The organism is Ochrobactrum sp. AP1BH01-1, from assembly GCF_018066705.1.
Classification (GTDB): domain Bacteria; phylum Pseudomonadota; class Alphaproteobacteria; order Rhizobiales; family Rhizobiaceae; genus Brucella.
The window spans coordinates 775672-801997 of the sequence record NZ_JAGPOU010000003.1 but is presented as its reverse complement, the minus strand read 5'-3'; the positions used below and the strand labels follow the sequence as shown (position 1 = coordinate 801997).

Sequence of the window (26326 nt, the reverse complement as noted above, 5' to 3'; positions counted from 1 at the left end):
CTTATTGAATATTTAAGTTGGGAGGAACGCATGAATATCAATACCGCGCATCGCACGAATGTCGGCCCCGTGATGACGGCCGAAGACCTCCGGGCCTTCATGAAACGCGAATTTCCGCAGCTTGGCGACGCTTTTGAGCTCGTGAGCCTGGGGGAAGGCTCTGCCACGATGCGCCTTCGCGCTGATGAACAACATCTGCGCCCCGGCGGCACGGTTTCCGGGCCCTCGCTTTTCGCGCTTGCCGATGTCGCGGCCTATGCGGCCATTCTGGCCCATATCGGTCCGGTTGCCCTGGCGGTGACGACCAACCTGAATATCAATTTCCTGCGTAAGCCTTCGCCCGGCACGGTCGAGGCAGTGGCGCGTCTGCTCAAGCTCGGCAAACGACTGGCCGTGCTCGACATCAGCCTTACCGACGGTGCCAATGGCGAACTTGTCGCCCACGCAACCGCCACTTATTCGATACCACCGCGATAAAACGGTCAAAAATGTAAGGTATTATAATACCAACACCATAACTGTTTGATTTTATTATGTTTTTAAAACAGAGTTTCAAATATAGGACTTGACGACCAACCCGACATTGTGTATCGACCCGCCGGAAGCGAGTGAAAGGTAACTTTTGCCCGCCCGTTCGGGTTGGATAAGTCCAACACAAGCAACAAAAAAAGCCCGGTTCGCAAGGACAGGGATCAAGTCAAGGAAGACTTCAATGGCAACTTTCTCTCAGAAGCCGGCCGAAGTGGTGAAGAAGTGGGTGCTGATCGACGCCGAAGGTCTCGTCGTCGGCCGTCTCGCATCGCTCGTCGCCAATCGCCTGCGCGGCAAGCACAAAGCAACCTTCACCCCGCATGTCGACGATGGCGACAATGTCATCATCATCAATGCCGACAAGGTTGTTCTGACCGGCAACAAGTATGCCGACAAGAAATACTACTGGCACACCGGCCATCCCGGCGGCATCAAGGAGCGCACCGCTCGCCAGATCCTCGAAGGCCGTTTCCCGGAACGCGTTCTTGAGAAGGCAATCGAGCGCATGATCCCGCGCGGTCCGCTCGGCCGTCGCCAGATGAAGAACCTGCGCGTTTATGCAGGCCCGAACCATCAGCACGAAGCTCAGCAGCCGGAAGTCCTCGACGTCGCAGCGCTGAACCGCAAGAACAAAGGGAATGCATAATCATGGCTGAGAGCATCAACTCGCTCGAAGAACTCGGCACCGTTGCCAAGACCGAAGCTGCCGCTCCGGTTCATGTCCAGAAGCTGGACGCACAGGGCCGCGCCTATGCCACCGGCAAGCGCAAGGACGCCGTTGCACGCGTATGGGTCAAGCCGGGCACCGGCAAGATCACCGTCAACGACAAGGAATTCGAAAAGTATTTCGCACGTCCGGTCCTGCAGATGATCCTGCAGCAGCCGATCGTCGCCTCGAACCGCGCAGGTCAGTTCGACATCGTCGCCACCGTTGCCGGTGGTGGCCTCTCCGGTCAGGCCGGTGCCGTTCGTCACGGCATCTCCAAGGCCCTCACCTACTACGAACCAGGCCTGCGCACGGTTCTCAAGAAGGGTGGCTTCCTGACCCGCGACAGCCGCGTCGTCGAACGTAAGAAGTACGGTAAGGCCAAGGCTCGCCGTTCGTTCCAGTTCTCCAAGCGCTAATATCTGTCGCTTTGGATTTACAGAAAAAGCGGGCCTTCGGGTCCGCTTTTTTGTTATGTAGTGCGAGACTCAGCCAGCACGGAGCCCGCCGAATGTCGTCCAGTCGTTTTGCAGTCACACCAGAACCTCCCTATCTGATCGTCACCTTCGCTTCCCAGCGTGTCATGAGCAAGGATGCTGGCGGCGAGGACGACGGCTATGGAGACATGGCGGCTCAGATGGGAGAACTTGCAGCAAAGCAGCCCGGTTATCTTGGTCTTGAAAGCGCGCGCGACGCGGAAGGTTTCGGCATCACCAATTCGTTCTGGGCTGACGAGGAAAGTATCCGCGCCTGGAAGCGCGATGTGGACCATCTGGTCGCGCAGAAGCTCGGGCGCCAGAAATGGTACGAAGCCTATCGCGTGCGCATCGCCCGTGTGGAACGCGCTTATGGATTTGATGCCAAAGGCGAATGAAAGCGCTATAGAAGCCAGACTATCACTCGGATGACCGCCATGCCATCAAAGACCATCGACCACGCGATCACTGCCCGCAACCTGACTGGTGCAGCCACGGACCCGACCCATGCCGGCGTGTTGTCCTTCATGCGGCGGATATACACGAAATCGCTCAAGGGAGCGGAAGCGGTTGTCTGGGGCATTCCCTTCGATGCAGCCGTTTCCAACCGGCCGGGCGCGCGCTTCGGTCCGCAGGCGATCCGGCGGGCATCGGCCATTTTCGACAACGACCCGCAATATCCGTTCGAGCGCGATCTTTTCGAGAAACTCGCTGTCATCGACTATGGCGACTGTCTGCTTGATTATGGCAACCACAGCAAAACCCCGGCCACCATCGAGCGCGAAGCGGCGAAAATCCTGAAATCGGATGCGTTCCTGCTGACGCTGGGCGGCGATCATTTCGTCACATGGCCGCTTCTGAAAGCTCATGCAGCGAAGTATGGCCCGCTGGCGCTGGTTCAATTCGATGCGCATCAGGACACTTGGTTCGACGATGGAAAGCGGATCGACCACGGTTCTTTCGTGGGTCGCGCGGTACGCGACGGGATCATCGATCCGAACCATTCGATACAGATCGGCATCCGCACCCACGCGCCGGAAGATTGCGGCATGAAGATCGTTTACGGCCACGAGGTCGAGGATATGTCGGCGGCGGCAGTTGCCGATGAAATCCTCAAACGCACCAATGGCAGGAAAGCCTATCTGACCTTCGACATCGATTGCCTTGACCCGGCTTTTGCGCCGGGGACAGGAACACCGGTTGCGGGCGGCCCTTCCTCGGCGAAGATGCTGTCCGTCCTGCGTAAGCTGACGGCTCTTGACTTCGTGGGCGCTGACGTGGTCGAGGTTGCACCGGCCTATGATCATGCCGATATAACAGCCATCGCCGGAGCGACGATCGCAATGTACTATCTGGGCCTTTTGGCCGAACGGAGAGAACGACGATGAGACGCTTGCTCACAAATTGATTCAAGCAGCTCGAACACCGATTCCGATTATCGTCGTAACTTTCTGAATTCAAAGGCAAAACGCATGAAACCGAAAATCTTCATCGATGGCGAACACGGCACAACCGGCCTGCAAATCCGTACCCGTCTGGCCCAGCGCGACGACCTTGAAGTGATCTCCATCCCGGAAGCCGAGCGCCGCAACAAGGATTTGCGGGCCGACTATCTGCGGTCTGCCGATATTGCGATCCTTTGCCTGCCGGATGATGCCTCCAAGGAAGCGGTTTCCCTGCTCGAAGGTCACAACTCGACCCGCATCATCGATACGTCGACGGCCTATCGCGTGCATCCCGACTGGGCCTATGGGTTTGCGGAGCTCGCAAAAGGCCAACGCGAACGCATCAGCGAGGCGCGCCTCGTAGCCAATCCCGGCTGCTACCCGACAGGCGCGATTGCGCTTGTTCGCCCACTGCGCGATGCGGGACTCCTGCCTGCCGATTATCCGGTGAGCGTAAACGCTGTTTCCGGCTACACCGGCGGCGGCAAGCAGCTCATTGCGCAGATGGAAGACAAGAACCATCCTGACTATCTGGCGGCAAATAACTTCCTCTATGGCCTTCCGCTGCGTCACAAGCACGTTCCGGAACTGCAATTGCATGGCCGTCTGGATCGCCGCCCGATCTTCTCGCCCAGCGTGGGCCGCTTCCCGCAGGGCATGATCGTGCAGGTTCCCCTCTTCCTGAGCGAACTGGAAGGATCGCCCTCGCTCGAAAAGGTTCATGCCGCGCTGACGGAGCATTATGCCGGTCAGGATATTGTCGAGGTCGTGCCGCTTGAAGAAAGCACGAAGCTGCCGCGTGTCGATGCGGAAGAACTTGCAGGCGAGGATGGCATGAAGCTTTTCGTCTTCGGCACTGAAGGCGACGGGGAGGTCAATCTGGTGGCGCTGCTCGACAATCTCGGCAAGGGCGCATCGGGTGCCGCCGTCCAGAACATGAACCTCATGCTCGGCAATATTTGATGACGACCCAGCCGGTATTTCCTGTCGAATGGAATATCGGCTCCTATGAGCCTTTGGCCGATACGCATTCAAGCCTCGTCTGGAAGGTCGAACGCATCGATCATCCAGGCGAGGTTTTTGTCGTCAAGCAGCTGAAACCAGCCGGGATGGAAGAGTTGCGCGGCGCGCATTATCTCGACTGGCAGGATGGCTATGGTGCGGCACGATTATACGGCCTCAAAGGTGCGTCGATGCTGCTCGAATATGCGGGTGATTATCACCTCGATGAGCACCTGAAACGCGGCAAGGACGGCGAATGTTTGCACATATTCGGCGACGTTTTGAGCGCGCTGCACACGCCCTCTCCCGCCCCGATACCGGCTGACTTGCAGCCGCTGGACAAACACTTTTCCGGCCTTTTTGCGGTAGCGCATGAAAGCCCGCTCTATGCAGAAGGCATAGCGGTCGCGAAGCGTCTGCTGGCGACGCCGCACAAGGCCATTCCGCTGCATGGCGATATTCACCACGAAAACATCATCAGGGGACCGCGCGGCTGGCTCGCCATAGATCCGCACGGGCTTGTCGGAGATGCAGCGTTCGACGCGGCCAATATCTTCTACAATCCGCTCGACCGGGATGATCTCTGCCTCGACCTTGGACGCGCCCGGCGCATGGCCGAACATTTTGCACCGATCATCGGGCGCGATCCCGCCTATATTCTGGATTACGCGTTCGCCTATGGCTGCCTCTCAGCCGCGTGGCATCGCGAAGACGGCAACGACGCGGACGAAGCGCGGGAACTGAAGATTGCCGCCGCGCTGAGGCATTTGCGCCAGAAAAATTATCCTTCATAAGCACCCTTGGTTGCGCGCCAGTGCGCGACCGCAAAAGCGAGCACGATCAGTGCGAAGAACTGGTGTGTCAGGCCCAGATGCAGCGGAACGCTCATCAGAAGCGTGGCAATGCCAATGACGGCCTGCACGAGAACAAAACCAACCAGAACAATCGTACGGCGCGCATGGGTAGTTCCAGCGGCGTTCCTCCAAACCTGCAAGGCGTGGAGCACAGCCAGAACCAGAACCGTATAGGCGAACATGCGGTGCACGAACTGCACCGTCTTCGGGTTCTCGAAAAGGTTGCGCCACCATGGCGACTGAATAAACAGATCGGACGGGATGACGGCACCATCCATCAGCGGCCATGTGTTATAGGTCAGTCCGGCATGAAGCCCGGCCACGAGGCCGCCCAGATAAATCTGCACAAGTACTGCGAACACGATCCATCCGGCAAAGCGCTGGATCGATCTTTCTGCCGGGCGCTCCGTATAGGTTGCGAGCCCGCGCGCAATGTAGAATACCGCCGTTATGATGACACAGGCTGTCGTCAGATGGATCGCCAGGCGGTACTGGCTGACGCTCGTCAACTCACTCAGGCCGGAGGCGACCATCCACCAGCCAATGGCGCCCTGCAACCCGCCCAGCGCGAGCAGACCTAGCATGCGATATTTCAGGCCGCCCTTGAGACGCCCTGTAACCCAAAAGAAGGCCAGCGGAACGGCGACCAGAAAGCCGACAAAGCGCGCCAGCAGGCGATGCGCCCATTCCCACCAGAAAATGTACTGGAATTCCTCCAGCGACATGCCCTTGTTGATCTGCTGGTATTGGGGAATCTGACGATACTTGTCGAACTCCTCCACCCATTCAGCATGGTTGAGCGGGGGGATGACACCATGAATGGGCTTCCATTCGGTGATGGAGAGGCCCGATCCGGTCATACGGGTGGCTCCGCCGACCATGACGATGGCAATCAGCACGACGAACACGGCATAAAGCCAGTACCGCACAAGGCGGCGGTCGCGGTCCTCTTTCGATGACCTAGAGCCCTGTCCTACATGCTGTGTCGCTGCTGCCGTCATGCCATACACCCTTTGATAATGAGCCGAAGGATACATGCCGCATAGGTCAAACGGTTACAAGCTGGCGCCACGCGACATGCCGCCGCGTTTTTGCCCTTTCACTGTCCCCTCTCACCGGTTAGTGATGAACCGGGAAAAGGAGAACTGCGCCATGCCCGTCCGGCTGAAGAAACTGATCGGCACTTTTTTGCTGGTTTCACTGGTCATCATCTATGCCGTGTTCGCGACCATTATCGCGGTAGCGCATCTGGCCCAGTCAAGCGCGTGGGTACATCTCCTTTATTTCTTCGTGACCGGCATCCTCTGGGTTCTCCCCGCTATGGGCATCATCTGGTGGATGGCACAGCCGCCGCGCAAGAAACAGCATTGACCCCATCCTAGGATGCTGCAGACAATGGCGGGCGAAGTCGCAGCGCGCATTCTGACGGATTTCAGCGAGATCGGGCGGCTCTGGAAAGATGCCGGGGCCGTTCATGGCGCGCCTCAATCGCTCGCCTGGATCGATAACTGGCGCGCCTTCGTCAATGCTGACAGTTTTGTCGTCGGGCTTTTTCGCGGAAGCACTCCAATCTTGCTTGTGCCGCTGGAAGCCGTCATCCACAAGGGTGTGAAAATTGCACGCTATCCCGGCGGAACCCACGCCAATTGCAATTTCCCCTGGCTACGAAAGGAATATGGCAGCGTTCCCGGATGCGAGGCGGTCCGTCAGATGGTTGGGGCTATCCGCAAGGCGCGGCCCGACATCGACGCACTATCGCTGACACGCCAGCTTGCTGAACTGCAAGGCACACCCAATCCACTGCTTGCCCTTGAAAGAGGGATCAATCCAAATCCGGTTCTCGCTGTCTCGCTCGATGCCGGCTTTGATGCGGTGCTCGATCGGACCAATCGCAAGCGAAAGCTGAAAAAACATCGCCAGCACGGTCGCCGCTATGAAGAAAACGGAGGCTGGAGAATTACATCTGCCCGGAGCCACACTGAAACAGCGGAGGTTCTCGATCTCTTTTTTGCGATGAAGGCGCAGCGTTTTCGGCAGATGGGTATCAGCGACCCATTCGCCGATGGGAATGTGCGCAATTTCTTCAACGCCTTCTTCCGCGAAGGCCTGGCGAAAGACGGGGAACTGAACGAACTGCGCTTTCTTGAGGTGGGCGGAACCATACGTTCGATCATCGGAAAGGTGTTCGGCATTGCAGGGCCGACCGTTGAGTTTGGCGCAATCGCGCAAGACGAACTGATGACGGCAAGTCCGGGCGAATTCCTCTTCTTCGAGGATATCAGCCGGAGTTGCGATCAGGGACATTTGATCTACAGTTTCGGTATCGGTGATGAGCCATACAAGCGCGAATGGTGCGACATCGAACTCACGATCTACGACACATTCGTGCCGCTTTCCGCCAAGGGCAAGCTTTTCACGGCGCTGCAATCAGCCCGCAACGCGGTCGCCGGAAGTCTCAAGCGAAATCCGCGTCTTTGGGGTTTGGCCAAGACGCTGCGCAGCAGGTTCGCAAAAAGGTAGAGGGTGCTGGCAACCCGATTCAGGAACCTGTTCCAAGCCATTGTTCCAGAATCAGATTCGGCAATCAGGCCGGTTCGTCCATCAAAATGACGACGTCTTCATAACCACCTTGGTCGAGGTCGAGAGCAGCCAGCGCGACGCCCTTGTCATCCGGGTCGACGATGCTCATCACGACGAAAGCAGGTCCGTCGGCAATGCGCCTGATCTGTTCCGAAGATGACGGACCGCACTCTACGACGACAAAATCATAGACCGTTTCCAGCGCGTCGAGAATGAGCGGCAGCCGATCGGCGGAGCGCATGGCGATTTCGGGATCGGCCTCACCCAGCGGCACGACATGCGCCTGTGAGAACCGGTCGCTATGGATGACCTCATTGAACCGTCGCTCGCCGGACAGAAGCTCGGTAATGCCGGGCAGACGTGCACCGTCCAACATGGCCAGACCCACGGTCCCCTGTGCCGTCATGTCCACGAGAATTGCCCGCTTGCCACGGTCAGCGAATTCGCGCAACAGACGCACCGTTCCCGCTGATGCCTTATCACCTTCGGGAGAGACAGCCACGACGCGCTTCTGCTTTCCGCCAGCAAGCAGCTCGACAACAGCTTCCACGCCATTGGGATTGCGCTGTCGCGCCTCACGTCGGCTGATCTCATCCCGCTCGATCATGGGAAGCTCCTCCACGGTTTTCCGTATGTCTGACACCGGCGGTTTGGCCGCAAACGGCATCCTCCACGAACGGCGTGGCACGGCAATTGTTTCGTCGGAAACCGCATTCTCGCGTTCGGAGCCGGATGGCGGCACGGAAGCGGCTTCAGCCGCAGCGGCAATAACCGGCATTTCGATTTCCTCGACGGCAGCAATCCGCTGGCCATCCGCGGTCACGAATGCGCGCCCGCTGAACAACTCACGCAAGAGAACGAAAATCGACAGCAGCAGCAAGCCCGCCACGAAGGTCGAGCCGACAATCGGCAGTATCATCGGATAATAGGGAACGGCGGGAGCCTCGGCGGAAGAAAAAACCCGGGCGTCGACCGGCACATAATTGCGGTCGGTACGGGACGCGGCTTCGCGATAGCGCGTCAGGTAGGTTTCCAGAAGCTGGCGCTGCGCCGCCGCTTCACGCTCCAATGCGCGCAACTCGACTTCCTGATCGCCTGCCTGTGCCGCCTGTGCCTTCACCCGGTTCAGCTCACGATTGAGCTCATCCTCGCGAAGCTTAGCTGCGGAGGCTTCATTATCGAGGCTGGCAACGAGCTTGCGGCCTTCGTTCCTGATCTGCTGGTCGAGATCGACAAGCTGCGAACGTAGCGCCTTGATACGCGGATGACCGTCCAGAAGCGTCGTCGAAAGATCGGCAATCTGGGCATTGAGCTGAATGCGCCTTTCGGCTAGGCGCTGCATCATCCCCGAAGCGAGTACATCCGGCAGCGTGTCGATGGGAGCACCAGAGGCGAGTGCCTTGCGAATGCTTTCCGCCTTCGCTTCCGCCGAAGCACGGCTGGTGCGCACCCGCGTAAGTTCAGTCGAGACTTCAGAAAGCTGCTGTGTCGCAATTGTGCTGTTGCTCTGGCCGGTGAGAAGTCCACGCGAAGCACGATAATCCGCGACCTTCCTTTCCGCATCGCGGACACGATTGCGCAGGTCGTCGATTTCGGGGGCAAGCCAACCGGTCGCATCATCGTTCGATGCCAGCTTCGCAGCCTGCTGGAACAGGATATATTGATTGGCCAGCGCGTTGGCGACGTTCTTAGCTGTCTCAGGGTCCGCGGATGTGTATTGCACCACGATGACGCGCGAGGCGGTAACAGCAAAAACCTGCATGTTTTTGCGAAGTTGCTGTAAAACACGCTCTTCCGGAGTCAGCCGCGCCGGGTCCGTGCGCATGCCCAGCATGATGAGAGCCTGGGTCCACGGCTTCACGTCTGTCGCCGTGAAAGCTGCGTTATCGGTGAGCTTGAGGTCGTCGGAAACCTTCTTGAGAAGCTCGCCGGAGGAAAATACCTCGACCTGGCTTTTCACGCCTTCGGCATCGAATAGTGGCCGCTCGGCGGCGGTTTCGCCAGTGGGACGGGTATAGATGGATTCGCGGGCCTCGATCATGATGCGCGCTTCGGCACGATAATCCGGCGTCAGAAGGAGGCAGATGGTCCAAGCAAGCGCCGCCATGAGAAGCGCGCCGAGAACAATGAACAGCCAGTGGCGCCGCAGGCTGGCGAACAGCGCGCCGATATCGATATCTGCATCTTTTGATAACGGACCGACTTCTGCCATTCACCATTCTCCATGGACTTCGCGAGTGCGCTTGGGCGCGCGACCGCTCTCGCCCGCGTGGGGTAAACGGCCCCCGAATCTCGCCGAACGGTAAAGGAACAAGGTAACCAGAGGGTTAAACGGGATAAGCCACCGGCACGCCGCAAAGTTTTTGCGCTGGAACCTGTCTTCTTTACCAGCCATTAACCCTAATCAATCGATAACGCTTGCAACCGATATTCGTAACCACGCGGCATACCGCGTCGATTGCGTTCGTAGGAAATAATGCTTTTCGGAAGAACCGAGGCGGAAGATGACGGCGACGACAACTCATAACAAGCGCAAAGGCCACACTCTGCTCGTGGCACTCGGCCTTGCCGCCATGACGCTTTCTGCCTGCTCCAGCTATCGCCCTGCCCCGCCCGCTTTCCACGAAGCACTGAACCAGCCCTATATGCTGGACGCCGGTGATCGCGTGCGCATTACGGTTTTCGAGCAGCCGAGCCTCACCAACACCTATAGCGTCGATCAGGCTGGCTATATAGCCTTCCCCCTCGTTGGAAGCATTCCGGCGCGCGGAAAGACATCCAAACAGCTGGAAGGCCTCATCGCATCGAAGCTGCGCGGCGGCTACCTGCGCGACCCGGACGTCAGCGCGGAAATCGACCGCTATCGCCCCATTTTCGTGATGGGCGAAGTTGGTGCTGCCGGCCAATATTCCTATGTCCCTGGCATGACCGCACAGAAGGCAATTGCCGCTGCCGGCGGTTTCAGCCCACGTGCCAATCAGGAAAATGTCGACATCACGCGCCAGTTCAACGGCAAGGTTCTGACCGGCCGCGTGCTGATTTCAGATCCTATCCTGCCGGGCGACACGATCTATGTGCGCGAACGTCTGTTCTGATGGCGATTGATGGCTGATGACACCAATGTCTCCCCACTGCGTATCGTCCACTGCTTCCGCGAACCGACCGGTGGGCTCTTCCGCCATGTTCGCGATCTGGTGGACTTGCAGGCGGAAAAAGGCCACGCGGTCGGCATCGTCTGCGACGCAAGCACCGGCGGCCCGCGCGAAGACGCGCTTCTGGAAGAATTACGGCCAAAGCTCGCGCTCGGCCTTCATCGAATTGCAATGCAGCGCCACGTCGGATTGGGCGATGCAGCCGCAGCCTATAAATCATATCGCATCATCAAGAAATTGCAGCCGGACATATTGCACGGACATGGCGCCAAGGGCGGGGTCTATGCACGTTTGTTCGGCTCAGTCTTACGGGTATTCAGGTCTCGCGTAGCCCGTATCTATTCACCGCATGGCGGCAGCCTGCATTTCGACCGGAAAACGCGGCGCGGCGGCGCCGTCTTTCTGGTCGAGAGATTGCTGGCCCCTCTGACCGACGCGGTGATGTTCGTCTCGAACTTCGAAAAGCGCATCTACGAAGAGAAGGTAGGGCGGCCCTATGGCCTCCATGCCGTCGTTTATAACGGTTTGACCGAAGGGGAGTTCATCCCGGTCGCCGACGCAGCCGATGCCAGTGACTTTCTGTTTGTTGGCACGATGCGCGAGTTGAAGGGACCGGACCTCATGATCCGTGCCCTTGCTCGTCTGCGCACCCAGAACCAGCGCGACTTCACCGCAACCATGGTGGGAGACGGCGCGGAAAAGCCCGGCTTCATCGCCCTTGCCGACGAACTTGGCGTTTCCGGGCAAATCCGGTTTCTGCCCGGCATGGCTGCGCGTGACGCCTTTGCCCTGGGGCGGATAATGGTGGTTCCATCGCGTGCCGAAGCGTTTCCTTATATCGTTCTGGAGGCGCTCGCCGCCGGAAAACCCGTCATCGCCAGCAATGTCGGCGGCATCCCCGAAGTGTTCGGACCTCGTTCCCCGGCGCTGGTGGAGCCGGAGGACGAGGCGCTTGCGCATAAGATGCTGAGCGTTGCGGATGATCCCGGAGCGTTTCGCGCCGCGATGCCGGACGCAGCGCGGCTACACGAGCGTTTCAGCCTGCAATCCATGGCGCACTCGATCGAGACGATCTATTACGAGGCGCATCCGGACCGGACAGTACCGGGAGACTGAGGGATATTCCCTCAGCCCGCCATTGCCGCAAAGGGCTGGGATGCAGTGATGGCCCTGTCGACCTGCGACCGGAATCCGCCCCGCGCCGCAAAATAGATGTAATGGAACGCATCGGCGCGCCCGCCGATGAGCGATACATCCTCGCGTTGCCACTCCCAGGGCAGCATGTCCAGCTTATCTTCAAACGGGTTGGATATGGTTGCCGACCAGAAAGCGGCGATGCCATTCGGCTTCAACGCTCCTTTCACCAGCCTGAGGCCATCATCTTCATAGATGGCGCCATTGGCAGCGCGGACGGTGAAATCCGGTCCATTATCCGTGTCCATCAGAATGGCGTCATACCGGCCCTGCTCTGCACGGAGAACATCCATTACGTCCGCAACCCGGACATCGACGCGCGGGTCTTTCAACGGATGGTCCGCAAGATGACCGATATGGGTCCGGTTCCAGTCCACGATCTCCGGCACAAGCTCGCAGACTGTCACCCTGGCGTCGGGTCCAAGCAAGTCAAGTGCGGCCCGAAGCGTAAAGCCCATGCCGAGCCCGCCGATCAGCATATGCGACACCGCCCGCCCGTGCAGGCGAAGCGACCGTTCTGCCAATACGGTTTCGGACTGGAAATTGATGTTGGACATCAGTTCCAGGCCGTTATAGCGAATTTCATAGATGTGATCGCGTTTTCGCAACAGAATTTCATCGCCGGCATGATTGCCCGCTCTAGCCAGTTCGGCCCAGATAGTCATGATCAACCCTAGCGCGCCTTTCCGAACGTCGCAGAAGGGCTCGGATAAAGCGCATCAAAACAAACAGTTAATACGACCTTCAAAGGTCGCAGCGTGAATTGCTCTCATCAGGATTTTGGGTCGCTGTGCGGTCAGACGCGCAGCAACCCCATGACATCGTCCGATCTGGTGCCGATCAGGAGGGGGAAGAGAGCCTGCCTGTTGACGGCGATATGTGCCGAACAGTTCGATGGCAAAATGCCGCTTGCAGCTTTATCTTCCAACGGTTCCATATCACCGTCCTAGGCAATATAATCCGACAAGGCAAGCCTTGCGACAACTGGCGCCTACCGGTTGCCGCAGCCAATGTAGTAACAGTTGGGGCAGAAATCTTTTCTATTTTAGCCATTGCTAACAGTAACGGCTTTCAGTCATGTATTTAATCGAGTGTTTACCTAAGCCGTAAGCTTGTCAGGCAGTGTTCATGTTCTGCTTAGAACTTTGAGGCTAATCACTACGCGTCATCTTTATGATCAGGGGCAACGTTGTGCGAGATAATGATGCGCTTTCTCCTTTTGGCCGAAAAGCCATGGAAGCCAGCGGCAAGCAGGAAGCCGGGCAAGACGCGAGGTCGCAAGGCTCGGTGAAACTCGGTCCGCTTGCGCGCCAGATGGCCGAACAGTATCAGCGCGAAACATTTTCACCGCTGATGCTGAGCGGCGTCATGCGCATGGTGGAGTTCGGGCTCGTCTTCCTCGCCGGTATTGCGAGCTTTCTGTTCTATGTTGGCGTCCGCACGCATCTCGTCCTCTATTACCCGCTCATCATCATCGCCGGCGGCGCGCTTTTCGTCCTATTGATGGAAGTCAATGACGGCTATCAGATCAACGTACTGCGCAGTCCGGGGGGGTATCTGCGGCGGCTTTTCATCAGTTGGGCGGCCGTACTTGGCACACTTGCCATTGCGGGCTTCCTGCTGAAGTCTTCCTCCGATTTCTCGCGCGGCTGGTTCCTCTATTGGGCGCTCAGCGCCTGCGTGCTGCTGGTGCTCTCGCGTCTCTTCATTGCCTGGAAAATCAAGCGCTGGGCACGAAACGGCACGATGGAGCGCCGCGCCGTCATCGTCGGTGGCGGTCCCAATGCAGAAGCGCTCATTCGCTCGCTTGAACAGCAGCCGGACAACGACATCCGCATCTGCGGCATCTTCGATGATCGTGACGACAAGCGTTCGCCACCCATTGTCGCGGGCTATCCGAAACTCGGCAATATCAACGAGCTTATCGAATTCGCCCGCATTGCGCGCATCGACATGCTGATCGTCTCTCTGCCAATCAGCGCTGAGGCCCGCGTGCTGGCTTTGCTGAAAAAGCTGTGGGTTCTCCCGGTTGATATTCGTCTCTCGGCCCTCAACAACCACCTGCGTTTCCGTCCCCGCGCCTATTCCTATGTCGGCGCGGTACCAATGCTGGATATTTTCGACAAACCGATCAACGATTGGGATTCCGTCGCCAAACGCGCCTTCGACGTGGTGTTCAGCATTCTCGGCATCATTCTCCTTTCGCCCATCATGATCGGCACGGCGATTGCCATCAAGCTGGACAGCAAAGGCCCTGTGATCTTCAAGCAGAAACGGCATGGCTTCAACAATGAAGTCATCAATGTCTGGAAGTTCCGGTCGATGTATACCGAGATGTGCGATCCGACCGCGAAGCTGGCCGTTACCAAAAACGATCCTCGCGTAACCCGTGTCGGGCGCTTCATCCGGAAAGCCTCGATCGACGAGCTGCCGCAGTTCTTCAATGTTCTTGCAGGCTCCCTATCCCTCGTCGGCCCCCGCCCGCATGCGGTCGCAGCCCATTCGCACAATGTCCTCTACAATGAGGTCGTTGACGGTTATTTCGCGCGCCATCGCGTGAAGCCGGGGGTCACCGGCTGGGCGCAGATCAATGGCTGGCGAGGTGAAATCGACAATGAAAACAAAATCCGCATGCGCACGGAGTTCGATCTGTATTACATCGAAAACTGGTCGCTGTGGCTCGATCTCAAGATTCTGTTCCTGACGCCGATACGGCTCCTCAATACGGAAAACGCCTATTGACCAGCGTGGCGCACAGGTTTGACGGCAATCTGCCCCCCGCCATGGTGCTGCGGGCAGACGTAGCGCGCAAACGTGCACTCAATCGCCTCATCGCCAACACGGCGATCGGTTTCGGCGTTTTTCTGCTCGGCTTCGTCATGAGCGAGCCCGCGCCTTACGAACTCTATATGGTCGGCCTGATTGCGCTGGCATTGCTGTTCGGCCTGCGGCTGACAAGAACCAGTCTTGTGCTGCTGGCAATCCTTACCGTGTTCAATTTCGGCGGCATGATCTCGGTCATGCAGATGGCTGACGTCAAGAAAGCCCCGCTCTACATCGCCGTTTCGCTGTTTCTGGGTTTTACTTCGGTATTCTTCGCGGCTGTGATCGAAGCTGATCACAGACGTCTGCGGACCATCTTCAATGCCTATCTTGTGGTCGGCGTGCTTTCATCCATATTCGGCATCGCCGGTTATCTCGGCCTGTTTCCCGGGGCGGAAATATTCACGCGCTACGGACGGGCGCAGGGCGCATTTCAGGACCCGAATGTCTATGGGCCTTTTCTGATACTGCCCCTGACCTGGACGCTATATCGCGTCATGCGCGGGGGCTTGCGCGACTTGGCCATCTATCTGCCGTTCTGCTGCCTCCTTACGCTCGGCGTACTGGTGTCCTTCTCACGTGCGGCCTGGGCGATGGTGCCCCTTTCCTTCATCGTTCTGTTTGGCACCCTCTTCCTGCAAAGCAACAGCAATCGTTTTCGCCTTCGGCTGATCGCGATCGGTCTGCTGGTCGTCGCAGCAATCATTCTCGCGATCCTGATTATCCTGCAAATTCCCGGCGTCGGCGATTTCTTTCGCGAGCGCGCGCGCCTCGAACAAAGTTATGATAGCGCACGGCTCGGACGCTTCGCACGCCATTGGCTTGGACTGCTCCTTGCCAGCCAGCATCCGCTTGGCATTGGTCCACTCGAATTCGCCCCGAAGTTTGGCGAGGACACCCACAATATCTGGCTCAAGGCGGTGCTCGAATATGGCTGGATCGGCTTCATCGCCTTTCTGACGCTGACATTCCTGACACTCGGGATCGGCTTCAAGCTTCTGTTTCGCAATCGTCCGTGGCAGCCGTTTCTTCTGTGCGCTTATGCAACCTATCTCAGCCATGTTTTGATCGGCAATGTCATCGATACCGATCACTGGCGTCATTTTTATCTGCTTTTCGGAGTCATCTGGGGTTGTGCGGGGCTGGAATACAGGTATCAGCTTTCGCTTGGAGCGGCTGCGGCTAAAACGGAATTGCCGAAACCGCTCTAACTGTTTGTACACTGCATCATCCCAAGCATAAACGCTTCGTACTTCGCTGAAAATGTTCCGGGATCTGGGAGAGCAGCACCTTGCAATTCGCCATATACGCCGCAGCAGCCCTCTTTGAAATTGCCGGATGCTTCGCCTTCTGGGCTTGGTTGAAGCTTGACAAGTCAGCGCTCTGGCTGGTGCCGGGGATGCTAAGCCTCGCCTTGTTCGCCTATCTGCTGACCCTTATCGAAAGCAATGTAGCCGGCCGCGCCTATGCGGCCTACGGCGGCATCTACATAATCGCGTCGATCTTGTGGATCTGGTTTGCCGAAGGCGCCCGCCCCGATCGATGGGATATGATCGGCGCGTGCACGGCCTTCGCCGGGACATGCATCATCCTTTTTGCGCCGCGCTCCTGATCATGGCGAATTTCCACGGCGGCAATAACAAAAATAATAATTATGATGGTCCCTTGTAAAATTGGATATTGAGGAATATATTAACAAATATCGATTTTGTCATCGAACGAGATGCCGCTCATCGCGCCTGCTTTTTCTTTCAATTTCGTAATAATCGCAACGAATTCTATTCGTTGTTTCTTTGATCATGCAAATTGAAAGGAATTTCAGTATGACTAATGGAACAGTAAAATTCTTTAATGGCGGCAAAGGTTTCGGTTTCATCCAGCCTGAAGACGGCTCTCCAGACGTGTTTGTTCACATTTCAGCCGTTGAACGAGCAGGGTTGCATACGCTCAACGAAGGCCAAAAGGTGAGCTTCGAACTCGTGGCCGATCGCCGGTCGGGCAAGAAAGCCGCTGATAACCTTCAGGCTCTATAGCCAGAGACGAGATATTGTCTTCGACCTTGACCACGGATGTACTGGCATTGTTCGTTGAGACAATTGGAAGGTCGGGTTAGCCCGACCTTTTTTATTTTGGCGTGTGTTTTTCTGTCCCAAATGCGGAACCATCAGCCGAAAAGGGAGTATTACAATATGGGTGAGCTCACAAAAGAAACGCTCTTCAAGCAGCCTCTCACGAGGATGGAAACAAAGAACGCTGTGACCGACAAGACGGCCAAAGGCATTCTGGAAAAAGAAAGAGCTGCAGTAGACGCAAAAACTGAACGGCTCCGAGCCGCGCGACTGGAGCGCGATCATGCCGGATTATCAAAAGAGTAGGATGGAAATTGCAGGTACTCGTCAGAGATAACAATGTCGACCAGGCGCTTCGTGTACTGAAAAAGAAACTGCAGCGCGAAGGTGTATTTCGTGAAATGAAAGCACGTCGCGCTTACGAGAAACCGTCAGAAAGACGTGTTCGAGAGAAGGGCGAAGCCATCCGTCGCGCAAGGAAAGATGCGAAAAAGAGAGCGCAGCGAGAAGGACTGCTGCCAAAGCCAAAACGCAAAGCCCCGACGAGACAGAGGCCAGGCCAAGCCTCCTCGAGCACTTCTTAAATCACCTGCCTGAGAGGCCCGGCGGCACTGCGGGGTTCTTTTGCTCAAATCTTTTTATCCCGCGCACGCACGGCAAGCACCTGATCGAGCCTCTTGTTTGTCTCTCTAAGACCTCGCCCGTTTCGTCCCCATTGTCCTATCGCTTTTCTCTGGCCTTGCTATCGATAAAATTCCCATTGGTAACCGGCGGGCGACGAATCGCTTATCAAGTCAAAAGAGCAGAAGACGGAATGACATCGAAGGCAGGAGACCAGAACGGGATTTTCCGTGGGACTTTTGGTGCCGAAAGGTTCTACGCCGTGCATCTGTGTGCATTTTGTTCTTTTTTGCAGTTTTTACGGCTTGCGGGAAAATCCTTTATATTCTAAGCCTTTCCCCGGCTCGGAGCGTAGCGCAGCCCGGTAGCGCACTTGACTGGGGGTCAAGGGGTCGTGGGTTCGAATCCCGCCGCTCCGACCATTTTCCCTCCCCCCCACCATTTTCATTCGTTGTACCCTTTGCACATAATGTGGAAATCGGATTAGCTCCGCCACGAATTGTATAGGGGAGAATCCATGAAGAACCTTCTGATCACTGGCGGCAGCCGTGGTATCGGTCGCGCTACTGTCTTGCGCAGTGCGGCGCAGGGCTGGTCTGTAGCTCTCAACTATGCAGGGAACGAACAAGCCGCTCAGCAGACGGCGGCCGCTGCAGCGGAACTTGGCGCGAAAGCGCTGGCGATCCGAGGCAACATATCGAGCGAACAGGACGTGATCTCCGTGTTCGACAAGGCAGAAGCTGGGCTCGGTTCGCTGAAAGGCGTCGTTCTGAATGCCGGGATCGTAGCCCAGACAATGCCGCTTGCGGAAATGAGCGCCGAGCGCCTGAAAACCATGTTCGATGTGAATGTTTACGGCACCTATCTATGTGCCCGTGAAGCAGCTCGCCGCTTGCAGCCGGAAAGCGTCATCGTCATCGTGTCATCCATGGCGTCACGCCTTGGTTCGCCTTTTGAATATGTGGATTATGCCGGAGCGAAAGGCGCGCTCGATACGCTGACCACCGGCCTCTCGAAGGAACTGGCACCGAAAGGTATTCGCGTCAACGCGGTGCGTCCCGGCCTGATCGATACCGATATTCATGCCAGCGGCGGCAATCCGGATCGCGCGGCGAGGCTGGGCGCGGGTACGCCGGTGGGACGCGCCGGAAAGGCCGAGGAAGTCGCGGAAGCCATTTTCTGGCTGCTGAACGACGCCCCCGCCTATGTAACCGGAACGTTCATCGACGTCGCCGGCGGACGTTAAAGATGCCCTCTGAGCCTCCGGACCTATTTCTCGCGCAACTGGTATGTTTCCGCGATGTAGCGATAGCCCTCGCCTTCCCGCTTTAGATAAGCCAGCGCCGGAAACGGCATATGATAGCCGATAAACGGAAGCCTGTCGGTCGCGATCATATCGAATATGCGCTTGCGGGTCTGAACGGCGGCTTCCTTGTCGATATCGAAGGAAACGTGCCATTCGGGTCGCTGCAATGTGATGACGAAATGGTTTGCCGTGTCCGAGATCAGCATGAGCGACTTGCCGCCCGTTTCGACGCGGAAAGCCAGATGGCCCGGCGTGTGGCCGTAGGCCGCAACGGAATGAATGCCGGAAACGACCTCGCTGTCGTCACCCAGAAACGTCATTTTCTCCGCAAGTGGCTTCACGTTTTTGGCCACCATTTCGGCAACCGTTTTTGCCGGGCTGTCGAGTCGCGCGGGGTCTGTCCAGAAGTCGAATTCCTTCTGCCCGGCAGCGTATCGGGCATTGGCGAAGGCTGGCTTGCCGTCTTCCATCAATCCACCGATATGATCGGGGTGGAAATGGCTCAGGACAACCAGCGAGACATCATCCGTCTTGTAACCAGAGGCTTCCAGCGCACCGACCAGCCTGCCCAGCCCCGCCTCGCGAGCGCCAGCTCCCATGCCTGTGTCAAACAGGACAAGTTCCTTGCCCGTATTGATGAGCACCGGAGTGAAGCTGTTGACGAAACGGTCAGCGGGCAGAAGATTTTCCTCGAGAAGTGCGGCGACCGCCTTCGGATCCTGATCGACCGCATAAGTCTTTTCGGGCGCCTCGCCTGCCCTGCGCCCATCGGAAAGCGTGGTGATCTCAAAATCGCCGAACTGAAAACGGTGGAAGCCCGGATTTTCTACCTGTGAAGGGGTTTGCACTTTGGAACTGCCTGTATTGGCTGCTGCGTTGGCGAGCTCCAGAGGCGATAAAGCCAATCCGGCCCCAGCAGCAGTTGCTGTAACAATGAAATTACGTCTTGAGATGGTCATTGATCGATCTCCCGGCATAATCTTTGGATAAGAACAACAGGATACCCGAAAATACTCCCTGATACATGGGATGCGCGATCAAGTTTCCGTTGGCGTTCGAGGGCTGTAACCCTCTTGCCTCTTCGTTCAGGAATCACTATTTACGAGGCTGCGCGGGACGACCCGCGCCAGTGTTTGCATCGGGGACGGCCCCATAGGAAGGTGTCCTATGGCGGGTCCGATCGAACAATTCGCAATCAAGCCCATCGTTGAACTTGGCGAAATCGGCATTCAGCCCGGTCCCCTCTCCCTTCCGCACACATCATGATGCTGACAATGCGCTGCATCCGTCGCATTGAATGGTGAATTCGCGGGAAGGACGACCTTCCCGCTTCCACAACGAACGGGACGGCCCGTTCAGAACCCTCATCAGGGAGCATTAAAATGGCATGGATTTATCTGGTCGTGGCCGGGATTCTCGAAGTTGTCTGGGCCTTTTTCATGAAAAAATCGGAAGGTTTTTCCCTTCTCACACCGAGCGTCATCACCATTGTGACAATGATCGGCAGCTTCGCCCTGCTATCCATCGCCATGCGCAGCTTGCCGCTCGGTACGGCTTATGCGATCTGGACCGGCATCGGTGCGGTGGGGGCTTTTGTGGTGGGCATCGTCATCCTCGGAGAAGCTGCCACCTTCTTCCGCATCGCAAGCGTGACGCTGATCCTCGCCGGCATCATCGGATTGAAACTCTCGTCCAGCTGATCCAGTCCGCTAAAAAAAGGGAGGCAAAAGCCTCCCTTTTTCATATGGTCCGAAGTGGATCAACGTACCTGATCGAGAAGACGCTTGCATTCGAGCAGGTCGAACAATGCTTCCTGCAGAAGCGAGCGATTATCCTTCGATGGCCGCCTTCCATCAGCGCCGATGGGACCGTCTTCCTCGCCCTTCAGGAGACCGAAGAGCTTGCGGGCCGGTTGGGGCGCCTTGATGCCGCTCGGCAAAGCCATTTCATTATCCGCCGCCTCTTCCGCAGCGCGCTTGTCGGCGGCGGCCTGCTTCTGGCGCGTAATCGCCTCGATGGCCTGAACATCGCCATTGCCGAGCGCGATGATGAACTGTGCGTTGTTTTCGCGGAGCAGTCGCTGCACCCCCTTGATGGTATAACCCTGATCGTAGAGCAGATGGCGAATGCCCTTGAGCAATTCCACATCAAGCGGGCGATAATATCGGCGGCCGCCGCCGCGTTTCATAGGCTTGATCTGGGTAAAGCGTGTCTCCCAGAAACGCAGCACATGCTGCGGAAGATCGAGTTCCTCCGCTACTTCGCTGATCGTCCTGAATGCATCAGGGCTCTTGTCCATTCCACTTGCCCTTTCCAGAGGTTCGGGTTTCGCCGTCGCGGCGCAACCTCGCCGATCCAGATAGTTCAACTCGCAAACGCGCTTGCTACACAAAAGGCGTTTCAGCATCAGATTTTAAAGGACGGGAGTTAACAATCTCCAGCGTGCAAAAAGGCACAGCTCAACGTCATTCAAAACCGGACGGTGCTCAACGCAAACTCGTTCTGAAAAACCGCAGGTTTTTCAGATTGCAATATTAGCAGAGCGATTCGCCCTGTAAAATCCATTATATAATATCAGAGCTTTATAAGCATCCCTTCACGCAGAACGGAAGGCAGCGCAGCCGGTTCCCGGTTATGCGACGGCAACTCCAGCCAAGCCAAAATCGCCCCTTGCACCTGACCTTGTCAGGCACAGAAGGAACCGATGTCAGCTTGAGATGAGGGCCAAATAAAATGCTGCCCCATGGACAGCATTTCAGCGATTACTTCTGGCTTTTGGCTTCGCGCTTCTGATGTTCCTGCAGAATACGCTGCTTGAGAACGTTGGAAGCTTTGAAAGTCATCACACGGCGGGGAAGAATTGGAACCTCCTCGCCCGTTTTCGGATTACGGCCAATGCGCTCGTTCTTGTCGCGAACCTGAAATGTCGCGAAAGACGACAATTTCACGGTTTCACCGTTGACGATAGCGTCACAGACTTCATCGAGGATCATCTCGACAAGAGCCGCCGACTCCGTTCTGGAAAGGCCTACCTTCCGGTAAACAGCCTCTGCCAGATCAGCTCGCGTGACCGTTTTACCTCCCATGACCGAACCTGCCTGGTTAGCGTTTGAACAGATAATATCCTTACGTGACAGGACGTTACACAAATAAAAGCGCAACGGTCAAGCAGCGAGTTCCCTCGTGGCGGATCAAATTTGTCGGTTAGGATCAGGACCCGCTCAATTTGATAGAAATGGAGCCCTAAATGACAAGAACCGCAAGGGGAAACGGAAAGACGATTCAGCTCCACCGGTCGAGTGGTTCGACGCAGCAGATCGTAAGCCATTTCGGTGCCTGATGGACGCGCTCCTCCGCTGGCTACTTGTCAAAAAGGCCCGAAATTGCACCGCATTTTCCCGAGCCTTTTCTCCTCGTATCCGAACGGACGGCCTCCTGCCGGCGGATCGGGCGGGTCGCCTACCAGCGCAGCAGAACCGCACCCCAGGTAAATCCACCGCCCATTGCCTCCAGAAGAACGAGGTCGCCCTTCTTGATGCGGCCGTCCGCGACAGCGGTCGCAAGCGCCAGCGGAACCGACGCTGCAGAAGTGTTGCCATGGCGGTCAACGGTGATGACCACCTTGTTTTCCGCAATGTTCAGCTTCTTGGCGGAAGCATCGATAATGCGCTTGTTGGCCTGATGTGGGACGAACCAGTCGATATCCTCGGCTGTAAGGCCGGTTTCGTCGAAAGAAGCCTCGATAACGTCGGTGATCATGCCGACTGCGTGCTTGAAGACTTCGCGGCCTTCCATGCGCAGGTGGCCGACGGTCTGGGTCGTGGACGGACCGCCATCGACAAAGAGCTTTTCCCTGTGATTGCCGTCCGAACGCAGGTTGGCGGCGAGAACGCCGCGATCCGAGGTCAGGCCATTGCCCTCGGCGGCTTCGAGCACGAGCGCGCCAGCACCGTCGCCGAAGAGAACGCAGGTCGTGCGGTCACTCCAGTCGAGAATGCGCGAGAAGGTTTCCGCGCCGATGACCAGGACCCGTTTCGCCATGCCGCCGCGGATATAGAGATCCGCCGTGGTGATGGCATAGATGAAGCCACTGCACACGGCCTGCATGTCGAATGCAAAACCGCTGGTGATTCCAAGCTCGCGCTGGATTTCGACCGCGCTGGCCGGAAAGGTGTGGTTGGGGGTCGAGGTGGCCAGAAGCACCAGATCGATATCGGTGGGCTGCAGGCCGGCATTCTCTATCGCTGCGCGCGCTGCCGCAGCGCCAAGTGAAACCGTGGTTTCATCCTCGCCTGCGATGTGCCGCTCCCGGATACCCGTGCGCTGCACGATCCATTCGTCCGAGGTTTCAACGATACCTTCGAAATCGGTATTCTTCATGATCCGCTTCGGCAATGCCGAACCGATACCCCGCACGACAGATCTTATCATCTCTTATTTCCTGTCCTTACATGAGACCGGCGCGACGAACATTCATGCGCGCAGTCGAGAATTCTGGCCCTACAAATATTCGGCAAAGGTTACTTCACCGCTTCGGCACTGAAAGATAATCGGCAATCCGCAAATCTCTCAAATGCACTTTCCGGACGGCGTTGTCGGAATTCAAGCCTTCGCAGCCTCGTCACCCTCACTCGAAACATGCGGATGACTGTGGTGGAAATGCGCCAGATCGGCCTCGATCTTTTCCAGAAGGCGATTTCTTACCATGTCATAGCCGACTTCGATCGCAGAACAGAAGCCTTCCGCATTCGCGCTGCCATGACTTTTGATGACAATTCCACTGAGACCCAGGAAAACGCCGCCATTGACCTTGTTCGGGTCCATCTTTTCGCGCAGGCGGTCGAACGCACCTTTGGCGAAAACATAGCCGATCTTGGCGAGCAGCGTGCGACTCATGGCCTGACGCAGCAGCTCCGCCATCTGGCGGGCCGTGCCTTCCGCGGTTTTAAGCGCGATATTCCCGGTGAAACCCTCCGTCACGACAACGTCCACAGAGCCCTTGCCGATGTCGTTACCTTCGACAAATCCGGAATAGGCAAGCCCTTCAAGCGGCGTATCGCGCAAAATCTGGCCCGCTTCCTTGATCTCATCGAGACCTTTGACCTCTTCCGTACCGACATTGAGAAGCCCGACAGTCGGCTTGCGCACCTCGAACAGGGCACGCGCCATACCGGCGCCCATGACGGCATAGTCGACGAGCTGGCGCGCGTCGGCGCCGATGGTGGCGCCAATGTCGAGCACGATGCTTTCACCGCGAAGTGTTGGCCAGATGCCTGCAATCGCCGGGCGCTCAACATCCGACATCATGCGCAGGCAAAATTTGGACATGGCCATCAGCGCACCGGTATTCCCGGCGGAGATACACGCGTTGGCGTCGCCGGTCTTTACCGCTTCGATGGCCTGCCACATGGAGGATTTGCCCCGGCCGGCGCGCAAGGCCTGGCTCGGCTTGTCATCCATGCTGATGGCCACCTCGCTTGCGCGGAACTCCGATGCAGCCTTCAGCTTCGGATAGCGTGCCAGCACCGGCTCCACCTGTGCGGGGAGACCAAAAAATATGAAGCGGATGTCAGGATGACGCTCAAGCGCCTTCGCTGCGCCGGGGATGACCACTTCAGGGCCAAAATCACCGCCCATCGCGTCAATCGAAATTTTGATCACTATTGATTATTCCTGTGCGACCCTGCTCCTGTTCTGCTTTTGCAGCAGACAGGTTTTCGGCGAAAATAGTGCTTTTGCGTTTCCACACAACCAAATTCTACCAAACTCACTGTGAATTACGGCTTCTTTTGCAATTCGGGAAGTTTCGCAAACGGTGAAACGGGCTTCTCCTCACCATCATCGTCCCCGAAAACCTTCGGCTGGCTATCTTCCGGCAAGCCGGGCTTGCGGGGATAGGGATCGATGGCGAGATCGAAGAATTCCTCCGCAATCGCACCGACGTCAATCTTGCTTCCCACAAAGACTTCCGGAATGTCGGCGGCTTCAGCATCGAGCAGCACATCGCCGCTATCATCAACCTCAATTCGCGCAAGCCGTGAATTTTCGGGCACGAGTTTCGTATCGACTTCTTCTGTGATGCTGTTGGTCAACGGCTCCAATGTCACGACGCAGGATTGAACGATTTCCGCATCAATACGACCGCGCACCCGGACACCGTCCTTCTTCCAGGGCGTGATCAGAAATTCGGCAGCGAATGCGTTCACGGCCTCAAGCCCGTGATCGGCGGCAAGCGCTGCGCGTTCTTTCTCGTCCGTGCTTATTTTCACCGTCATGCCCTTTTGCGGCAAGCGAAGAACCTGAACGGGATAGGTAAGCGCCGGTTTATCAGTCATTCTCATTGGCCTTTTCAGCATTGTTCGTTGGACCAAGGTTCATCTGGGGCATTCGGGATGCACTCTGATCGGCATCCATATAGGAAATGTTGCCTGCCGCCAAAGCATCGTCCGGAATTTGTTGCAGACGGTCGCGGCATCCCAGAACATATTCACCTAGATGGTGGGCATGCGGCCAAAATTCGAGGTCCGGGCGGATATTTCGTGTGAGCGCTGCAGCCAGCGCGCCGGCGTCATTTGCATCCAGCGCCTCGCCATAAGCCGCGACGCGGCCATAGAACATGCGCGCAAGTTTTTTCATGCGCTTCGGCACGCCCTGGTCACCAATGCCCAGTTCACGCAGCGAATGATCGACGTCCTTGAAAAACTCGTCAGCTATTTCCTGTGCGAGATCGGCAAGCGCCTGGTTTTCTCCCCTCATGCGGTGAAGCGCGAGGAAAATATGCAGCGAAAGCATTTCATAGCGACCAAGCGGCGTGTCAGGCACCTGAAATTGTGCATAGAACCGCTTTTGCCGCGCCGCCGCCACGATCACCTCATAAACACGAAGCATAATGGCCTCGTTTGCTTTGGATTTGCGGCGGAATAGTTGGAGAATCATGTCCGTACGACCGTTCCAGTTGCATAAATAAGCAAGGTGGTTTACCGAAGTTCTCCCGACGGCGAAAGTGCCGCGCTGATTTAGAATGTATGGAGAGGTCTTTGTTGCAGCGAATTTTTCCAAGCGTGCGCACGCAGCGTGCTCTTCTCGCAGGCACGGCAATTCTCGTCTCAGTGGCGCTTGCGGGATGCAACACTGCATCCACGCTCAATCCGTCCGAAACGCTGACAGAGGGTTACGTGCTCGATCAGGGCGCGCTTGATTCGGTCCCCGTCGGCTCCAGCCGCGAGCAGGTGCTTCTGGCGCTCGGCACGCCGTCCACCACCGCAACCTTCGACAATGAAGTGTTCTATTACATTTCGCAGAAGCGTTATCGCGCCGCGCAGTTCATGAAGCCGAAGATCATCGAGCGACAGATCCTCGCCATCTATTTCGACAAGGACGGCAAGGTCGAGCATATCGCCAATTACGGCCTGAAGGACGGCAAGCTGTTCGATTTCGTGTCGCGCACCACGCCGACCGGCGGCAAGGACCAGACCTTCCTCGGTCAGATCATTCAGGGTGTTTCCAAGGCCCCGACATCGCTGCCGGGCGCTTCAGGCGGCCCCAACAACTGATCGGGTCGCAACCG

General features: G+C 57.1%; 31 protein-coding genes and 1 tRNA gene. 21 read left to right on the top strand and 11 right to left on the bottom strand.

Annotation, left to right across the window (positions count from 1 at the left end; all coding sequences use genetic code 11):
• Positions 1 to 30: 30 nt before the first annotated feature.
• The 7 genes from J9800_RS14560 to J9800_RS14530 all read left to right on the top strand — a co-directional run bounded on the left by J9800_RS14560 (position 31) and on the right by J9800_RS14530 (position 4954).
• Positions 31 to 477, top strand: coding sequence for a PaaI family thioesterase (locus J9800_RS14560; RefSeq protein WP_114215654.1), 447 nt, complete (start codon positions 31 to 33; stop codon positions 475 to 477).
• A 235-nt stretch (positions 478 to 712) separates the two neighbouring features.
• On the top strand, positions 713 to 1177 hold the full coding sequence (gene rplM, locus J9800_RS14555) for a 50S ribosomal protein L13 (protein WP_006472812.1): 465 nt from the start codon (positions 713 to 715) through the stop codon (positions 1175 to 1177).
• Positions 1178 to 1179: 2 nt separating this feature from the next.
• Positions 1180 to 1656 (top strand): 30S ribosomal protein S9, encoded by a 477-nt coding sequence (gene rpsI, locus J9800_RS14550; RefSeq protein ID WP_002963925.1) that lies wholly within the window; start codon positions 1180 to 1182, stop codon positions 1654 to 1656.
• Positions 1657 to 1748: 92 nt separating this feature from the next.
• The gene (locus tag J9800_RS14545) at positions 1749 to 2111 is read left to right on the top strand and encodes an antibiotic biosynthesis monooxygenase family protein (RefSeq protein ID WP_114215655.1); all 363 of its coding nucleotides are present in this window, start codon (positions 1749 to 1751) and stop codon (positions 2109 to 2111) included.
• A gap of 39 nt (positions 2112 to 2150) precedes the next feature.
• On the top strand, positions 2151 to 3101 hold the full coding sequence (gene speB / locus J9800_RS14540) for an agmatinase (protein ID WP_114215725.1): 951 nt from the start codon (positions 2151 to 2153) through the stop codon (positions 3099 to 3101).
• 84 nt (positions 3102 to 3185) lie between these two features.
• On the top strand, positions 3186 to 4121 hold the full coding sequence (gene argC / locus J9800_RS14535; protein ID WP_114215656.1) for an N-acetyl-gamma-glutamyl-phosphate reductase: 936 nt from the start codon (positions 3186 to 3188) through the stop codon (positions 4119 to 4121).
• A complete protein-coding gene (locus J9800_RS14530; protein ID WP_114215657.1) occupies positions 4121 to 4954 on the top strand; it encodes an aminoglycoside phosphotransferase family protein in 834 nt (277 codons plus the stop codon). Before argC ends, J9800_RS14530 begins: the two co-directional genes overlap by 1 nt.
• Here J9800_RS14530 and J9800_RS14525 read toward each other — a convergent pair.
• Positions 4942 to 6015, bottom strand: coding sequence for a COX15/CtaA family protein (locus J9800_RS14525; protein ID WP_114215658.1), 1074 nt, complete (start codon positions 6013 to 6015; stop codon positions 4942 to 4944). The two genes, J9800_RS14530 and J9800_RS14525, sit on opposite strands and share 13 nt — an antisense overlap.
• Before the next feature lie 151 nt (positions 6016 to 6166).
• Here J9800_RS14525 and J9800_RS14520 point away from each other — a divergent pair, with 151 nt between their 5' ends.
• Positions 6167 to 6385: a DUF2842 domain-containing protein gene (locus tag J9800_RS14520; protein WP_006472806.1), complete on the top strand. Its 219-nt coding sequence runs from the start codon at positions 6167 to 6169 to the stop codon at positions 6383 to 6385.
• A 24-nt stretch (positions 6386 to 6409) separates the two neighbouring features.
• Positions 6410 to 7534, top strand: a complete 1125-nt coding sequence (locus J9800_RS14515) for a GNAT family N-acetyltransferase (RefSeq protein ID WP_114215726.1) — start codon at positions 6410 to 6412, stop codon at positions 7532 to 7534.
• A gap of 64 nt (positions 7535 to 7598) precedes the next feature.
• On the opposite strand, the gene J9800_RS14510 is transcribed toward J9800_RS14515, so the two are convergent.
• Positions 7599 to 9806 (bottom strand): GumC family protein, encoded by a 2208-nt coding sequence (locus J9800_RS14510; protein ID WP_114215659.1) that lies wholly within the window; start codon positions 9804 to 9806, stop codon positions 7599 to 7601.
• A 292-nt stretch (positions 9807 to 10098) separates the two neighbouring features.
• Here J9800_RS14510 and J9800_RS14505 point away from each other — a divergent pair, with 292 nt between their 5' ends.
• Positions 10099 to 10689: a polysaccharide biosynthesis/export family protein gene (locus J9800_RS14505; RefSeq protein ID WP_114215660.1), complete on the top strand. Its 591-nt coding sequence runs from the start codon at positions 10099 to 10101 to the stop codon at positions 10687 to 10689.
• 9 nt (positions 10690 to 10698) lie between these two features.
• Positions 10699 to 11862, top strand: coding sequence for a glycosyltransferase family 4 protein (locus tag J9800_RS14500; protein ID WP_114215661.1), 1164 nt, complete (start codon positions 10699 to 10701; stop codon positions 11860 to 11862).
• Positions 11863 to 11873: 11 nt separating this feature from the next.
• Here J9800_RS14500 and J9800_RS14495 read toward each other — a convergent pair whose 3' ends face one another.
• On the bottom strand, positions 11874 to 12605 hold the full coding sequence (locus tag J9800_RS14495; protein WP_114215662.1) for a spermidine synthase: 732 nt from the start codon (positions 12603 to 12605) through the stop codon (positions 11874 to 11876).
• Between the two features lie 131 nt (positions 12606 to 12736).
• The gene (locus tag J9800_RS14490) at positions 12737 to 12877 is read right to left on the bottom strand and encodes a hypothetical protein (RefSeq protein WP_162707470.1); all 141 of its coding nucleotides are present in this window, start codon (positions 12875 to 12877) and stop codon (positions 12737 to 12739) included.
• A 296-nt stretch (positions 12878 to 13173) separates the two neighbouring features.
• On the opposite strand from J9800_RS14490, the gene J9800_RS14485 reads away from it, so the two are divergent.
• The 8 genes from J9800_RS14485 to J9800_RS14450 all read left to right on the top strand — a co-directional run bounded on the left by J9800_RS14485 (position 13174) and on the right by J9800_RS14450 (position 18699).
• Positions 13174 to 14682: an undecaprenyl-phosphate glucose phosphotransferase gene (locus J9800_RS14485; RefSeq protein ID WP_286191778.1), complete on the top strand. Its 1509-nt coding sequence runs from the start codon at positions 13174 to 13176 to the stop codon at positions 14680 to 14682.
• Positions 14679 to 15974, top strand: coding sequence for an O-antigen ligase family protein (locus J9800_RS14480; protein WP_114215663.1), 1296 nt, complete (start codon positions 14679 to 14681; stop codon positions 15972 to 15974). The genes J9800_RS14485 and J9800_RS14480 overlap by 4 nt, the downstream gene beginning before the upstream one ends.
• A gap of 80 nt (positions 15975 to 16054) precedes the next feature.
• Complete coding sequence (locus J9800_RS14475; protein WP_114215664.1) at positions 16055 to 16375, top strand: YnfA family protein; 321 nt, start codon at positions 16055 to 16057, stop codon at positions 16373 to 16375.
• A gap of 211 nt (positions 16376 to 16586) precedes the next feature.
• On the top strand, positions 16587 to 16796 hold the full coding sequence (locus J9800_RS14470) for a cold-shock protein (RefSeq protein ID WP_112589496.1): 210 nt from the start codon (positions 16587 to 16589) through the stop codon (positions 16794 to 16796).
• Positions 16797 to 16952: 156 nt separating this feature from the next.
• Positions 16953 to 17138 carry a hypothetical protein gene (locus J9800_RS14465; RefSeq protein WP_112589498.1) on the top strand — a complete coding sequence of 62 codons (186 nt, stop codon included), beginning with the start codon at positions 16953 to 16955 and terminating at the stop codon, positions 17136 to 17138.
• Positions 17139 to 17146: 8 nt separating this feature from the next.
• Complete coding sequence (gene rpsU, locus J9800_RS14460) at positions 17147 to 17416, top strand: 30S ribosomal protein S21 (protein ID WP_112589500.1); 270 nt, start codon at positions 17147 to 17149, stop codon at positions 17414 to 17416.
• A 382-nt stretch (positions 17417 to 17798) separates the two neighbouring features.
• Positions 17799 to 17875 (top strand) — tRNA-Pro (locus J9800_RS14455).
• Between the two features lie 95 nt (positions 17876 to 17970).
• Entirely contained in the window at positions 17971 to 18699 is a 729-nt protein-coding gene (locus J9800_RS14450; RefSeq protein WP_114215665.1) for an SDR family oxidoreductase, read from the top strand.
• A gap of 23 nt (positions 18700 to 18722) precedes the next feature.
• Here J9800_RS14450 and J9800_RS14445 read toward each other — a convergent pair whose 3' ends face one another.
• Positions 18723 to 19718, bottom strand: coding sequence for an MBL fold metallo-hydrolase (locus J9800_RS14445; RefSeq protein ID WP_114215666.1), 996 nt, complete (start codon positions 19716 to 19718; stop codon positions 18723 to 18725).
• Between the two features lie 423 nt (positions 19719 to 20141).
• Between J9800_RS14445 and sugE the strand changes: the two genes are divergently transcribed.
• A complete protein-coding gene (sugE, locus tag J9800_RS14440) occupies positions 20142 to 20459 on the top strand; it encodes a quaternary ammonium compound efflux SMR transporter SugE (RefSeq protein ID WP_112589505.1) in 318 nt (105 codons plus the stop codon).
• 59 nt (positions 20460 to 20518) lie between these two features.
• Here the strand turns inward: sugE and J9800_RS14435 are convergent, their stop codons facing one another.
• The 6 genes from J9800_RS14435 to J9800_RS14410 all read right to left on the bottom strand — a co-directional run bounded on the left by J9800_RS14435 (position 20519) and on the right by J9800_RS14410 (position 25695).
• Complete coding sequence (locus J9800_RS14435) at positions 20519 to 21058, bottom strand: MerR family transcriptional regulator (RefSeq protein ID WP_114215667.1); 540 nt, start codon at positions 21056 to 21058, stop codon at positions 20519 to 20521.
• Between the two features lie 463 nt (positions 21059 to 21521).
• Positions 21522 to 21845 (bottom strand): integration host factor subunit alpha, encoded by a 324-nt coding sequence (locus J9800_RS14430; protein ID WP_006472791.1) that lies wholly within the window; start codon positions 21843 to 21845, stop codon positions 21522 to 21524.
• A gap of 373 nt (positions 21846 to 22218) precedes the next feature.
• Positions 22219 to 23190, bottom strand: coding sequence for a beta-ketoacyl-ACP synthase III (locus tag J9800_RS14425; protein ID WP_114215668.1), 972 nt, complete (start codon positions 23188 to 23190; stop codon positions 22219 to 22221).
• Positions 23191 to 23361: 171 nt separating this feature from the next.
• Positions 23362 to 24420, bottom strand: a complete 1059-nt coding sequence (plsX, locus tag J9800_RS14420; RefSeq protein ID WP_114215669.1) for a phosphate acyltransferase PlsX — start codon at positions 24418 to 24420, stop codon at positions 23362 to 23364.
• Positions 24421 to 24536: 116 nt separating this feature from the next.
• Positions 24537 to 25094 (bottom strand): YceD family protein, encoded by a 558-nt coding sequence (locus J9800_RS14415; protein WP_114215670.1) that lies wholly within the window; start codon positions 25092 to 25094, stop codon positions 24537 to 24539.
• Positions 25087 to 25695 (bottom strand): ubiquinol-cytochrome C chaperone family protein, encoded by a 609-nt coding sequence (locus J9800_RS14410; protein ID WP_114215671.1) that lies wholly within the window; start codon positions 25693 to 25695, stop codon positions 25087 to 25089. Before J9800_RS14410 ends, J9800_RS14415 begins: the two co-directional genes overlap by 8 nt.
• Positions 25696 to 25796: 101 nt before the next feature.
• Between J9800_RS14410 and J9800_RS14405 the strand changes: the two genes are divergently transcribed.
• Positions 25797 to 26312, top strand: coding sequence for an outer membrane protein assembly factor BamE (locus tag J9800_RS14405; RefSeq protein WP_112589517.1), 516 nt, complete (start codon positions 25797 to 25799; stop codon positions 26310 to 26312).
• Positions 26313 to 26326: the final 14 nt, after the last annotated feature.

What these genes read in the sequence shown, in the direction of transcription:
- J9800_RS14490 (WP_162707470.1), bottom strand. Translation starts at nt 12,877, where the DNA reads ATGGAACCGTTGGAAGATAAAGCTGCAAGCGGCATTTTGCCATCGAAC.
- J9800_RS14505 (WP_114215660.1), top strand. Translation starts at nt 10,099, where the DNA reads ATGACGGCGACGACAACTCATAACAAGCGCAAAGGCCACACTCTGCTC.
- J9800_RS14435 (WP_114215667.1), bottom strand. Translation starts at nt 21,058, where the DNA reads ATGGACAAGAGCCCTGATGCATTCAGGACGATCAGCGAAGTAGCGGAG.
- J9800_RS14515 (WP_114215726.1), top strand. Translation starts at nt 6,410, where the DNA reads ATGGCGGGCGAAGTCGCAGCGCGCATTCTGACGGATTTCAGCGAGATC.
- J9800_RS14485 (WP_286191778.1), top strand. Translation starts at nt 13,174, where the DNA reads ATGGAAGCCAGCGGCAAGCAGGAAGCCGGGCAAGACGCGAGGTCGCAA.
- J9800_RS14525 (WP_114215658.1), bottom strand. Translation starts at nt 6,015, where the DNA reads ATGACGGCAGCAGCGACACAGCATGTAGGACAGGGCTCTAGGTCATCG.
- sugE (WP_112589505.1), top strand. Translation starts at nt 20,142, where the DNA reads ATGGCATGGATTTATCTGGTCGTGGCCGGGATTCTCGAAGTTGTCTGG.
- J9800_RS14465 (WP_112589498.1), top strand. Translation starts at nt 16,953, where the DNA reads ATGGGTGAGCTCACAAAAGAAACGCTCTTCAAGCAGCCTCTCACGAGG.
- J9800_RS14450 (WP_114215665.1), top strand. Translation starts at nt 17,971, where the DNA reads ATGAAGAACCTTCTGATCACTGGCGGCAGCCGTGGTATCGGTCGCGCT.
- J9800_RS14560 (WP_114215654.1), top strand. Translation starts at nt 31, where the DNA reads ATGAATATCAATACCGCGCATCGCACGAATGTCGGCCCCGTGATGACG.
- J9800_RS14495 (WP_114215662.1), bottom strand. Translation starts at nt 12,605, where the DNA reads ATGACTATCTGGGCCGAACTGGCTAGAGCGGGCAATCATGCCGGCGAT.
- argC (WP_114215656.1), top strand. Translation starts at nt 3,186, where the DNA reads ATGAAACCGAAAATCTTCATCGATGGCGAACACGGCACAACCGGCCTG.
- J9800_RS14500 (WP_114215661.1), top strand. Translation starts at nt 10,699, where the DNA reads ATGGCTGATGACACCAATGTCTCCCCACTGCGTATCGTCCACTGCTTC.
- J9800_RS14530 (WP_114215657.1), top strand. Translation starts at nt 4,121, where the DNA reads ATGACGACCCAGCCGGTATTTCCTGTCGAATGGAATATCGGCTCCTAT.
- J9800_RS14445 (WP_114215666.1), bottom strand. Translation starts at nt 19,718, where the DNA reads ATGACCATCTCAAGACGTAATTTCATTGTTACAGCAACTGCTGCTGGG.
- rplM (WP_006472812.1), top strand. Translation starts at nt 713, where the DNA reads ATGGCAACTTTCTCTCAGAAGCCGGCCGAAGTGGTGAAGAAGTGGGTG.
- J9800_RS14520 (WP_006472806.1), top strand. Translation starts at nt 6,167, where the DNA reads ATGCCCGTCCGGCTGAAGAAACTGATCGGCACTTTTTTGCTGGTTTCA.
- J9800_RS14430 (WP_006472791.1), bottom strand. Translation starts at nt 21,845, where the DNA reads ATGGGAGGTAAAACGGTCACGCGAGCTGATCTGGCAGAGGCTGTTTAC.
- J9800_RS14425 (WP_114215668.1), bottom strand. Translation starts at nt 23,190, where the DNA reads ATGATAAGATCTGTCGTGCGGGGTATCGGTTCGGCATTGCCGAAGCGG.
- J9800_RS14415 (WP_114215670.1), bottom strand. Translation starts at nt 25,094, where the DNA reads ATGACTGATAAACCGGCGCTTACCTATCCCGTTCAGGTTCTTCGCTTG.
- J9800_RS14410 (WP_114215671.1), bottom strand. Translation starts at nt 25,695, where the DNA reads ATGATTCTCCAACTATTCCGCCGCAAATCCAAAGCAAACGAGGCCATT.
- rpsI (WP_002963925.1), top strand. Translation starts at nt 1,180, where the DNA reads ATGGCTGAGAGCATCAACTCGCTCGAAGAACTCGGCACCGTTGCCAAG.
- J9800_RS14470 (WP_112589496.1), top strand. Translation starts at nt 16,587, where the DNA reads ATGACTAATGGAACAGTAAAATTCTTTAATGGCGGCAAAGGTTTCGGT.
- J9800_RS14510 (WP_114215659.1), bottom strand. Translation starts at nt 9,806, where the DNA reads ATGGCAGAAGTCGGTCCGTTATCAAAAGATGCAGATATCGATATCGGC.
- speB (WP_114215725.1), top strand. Translation starts at nt 2,151, where the DNA reads ATGCCATCAAAGACCATCGACCACGCGATCACTGCCCGCAACCTGACT.
- J9800_RS14545 (WP_114215655.1), top strand. Translation starts at nt 1,749, where the DNA reads ATGTCGTCCAGTCGTTTTGCAGTCACACCAGAACCTCCCTATCTGATC.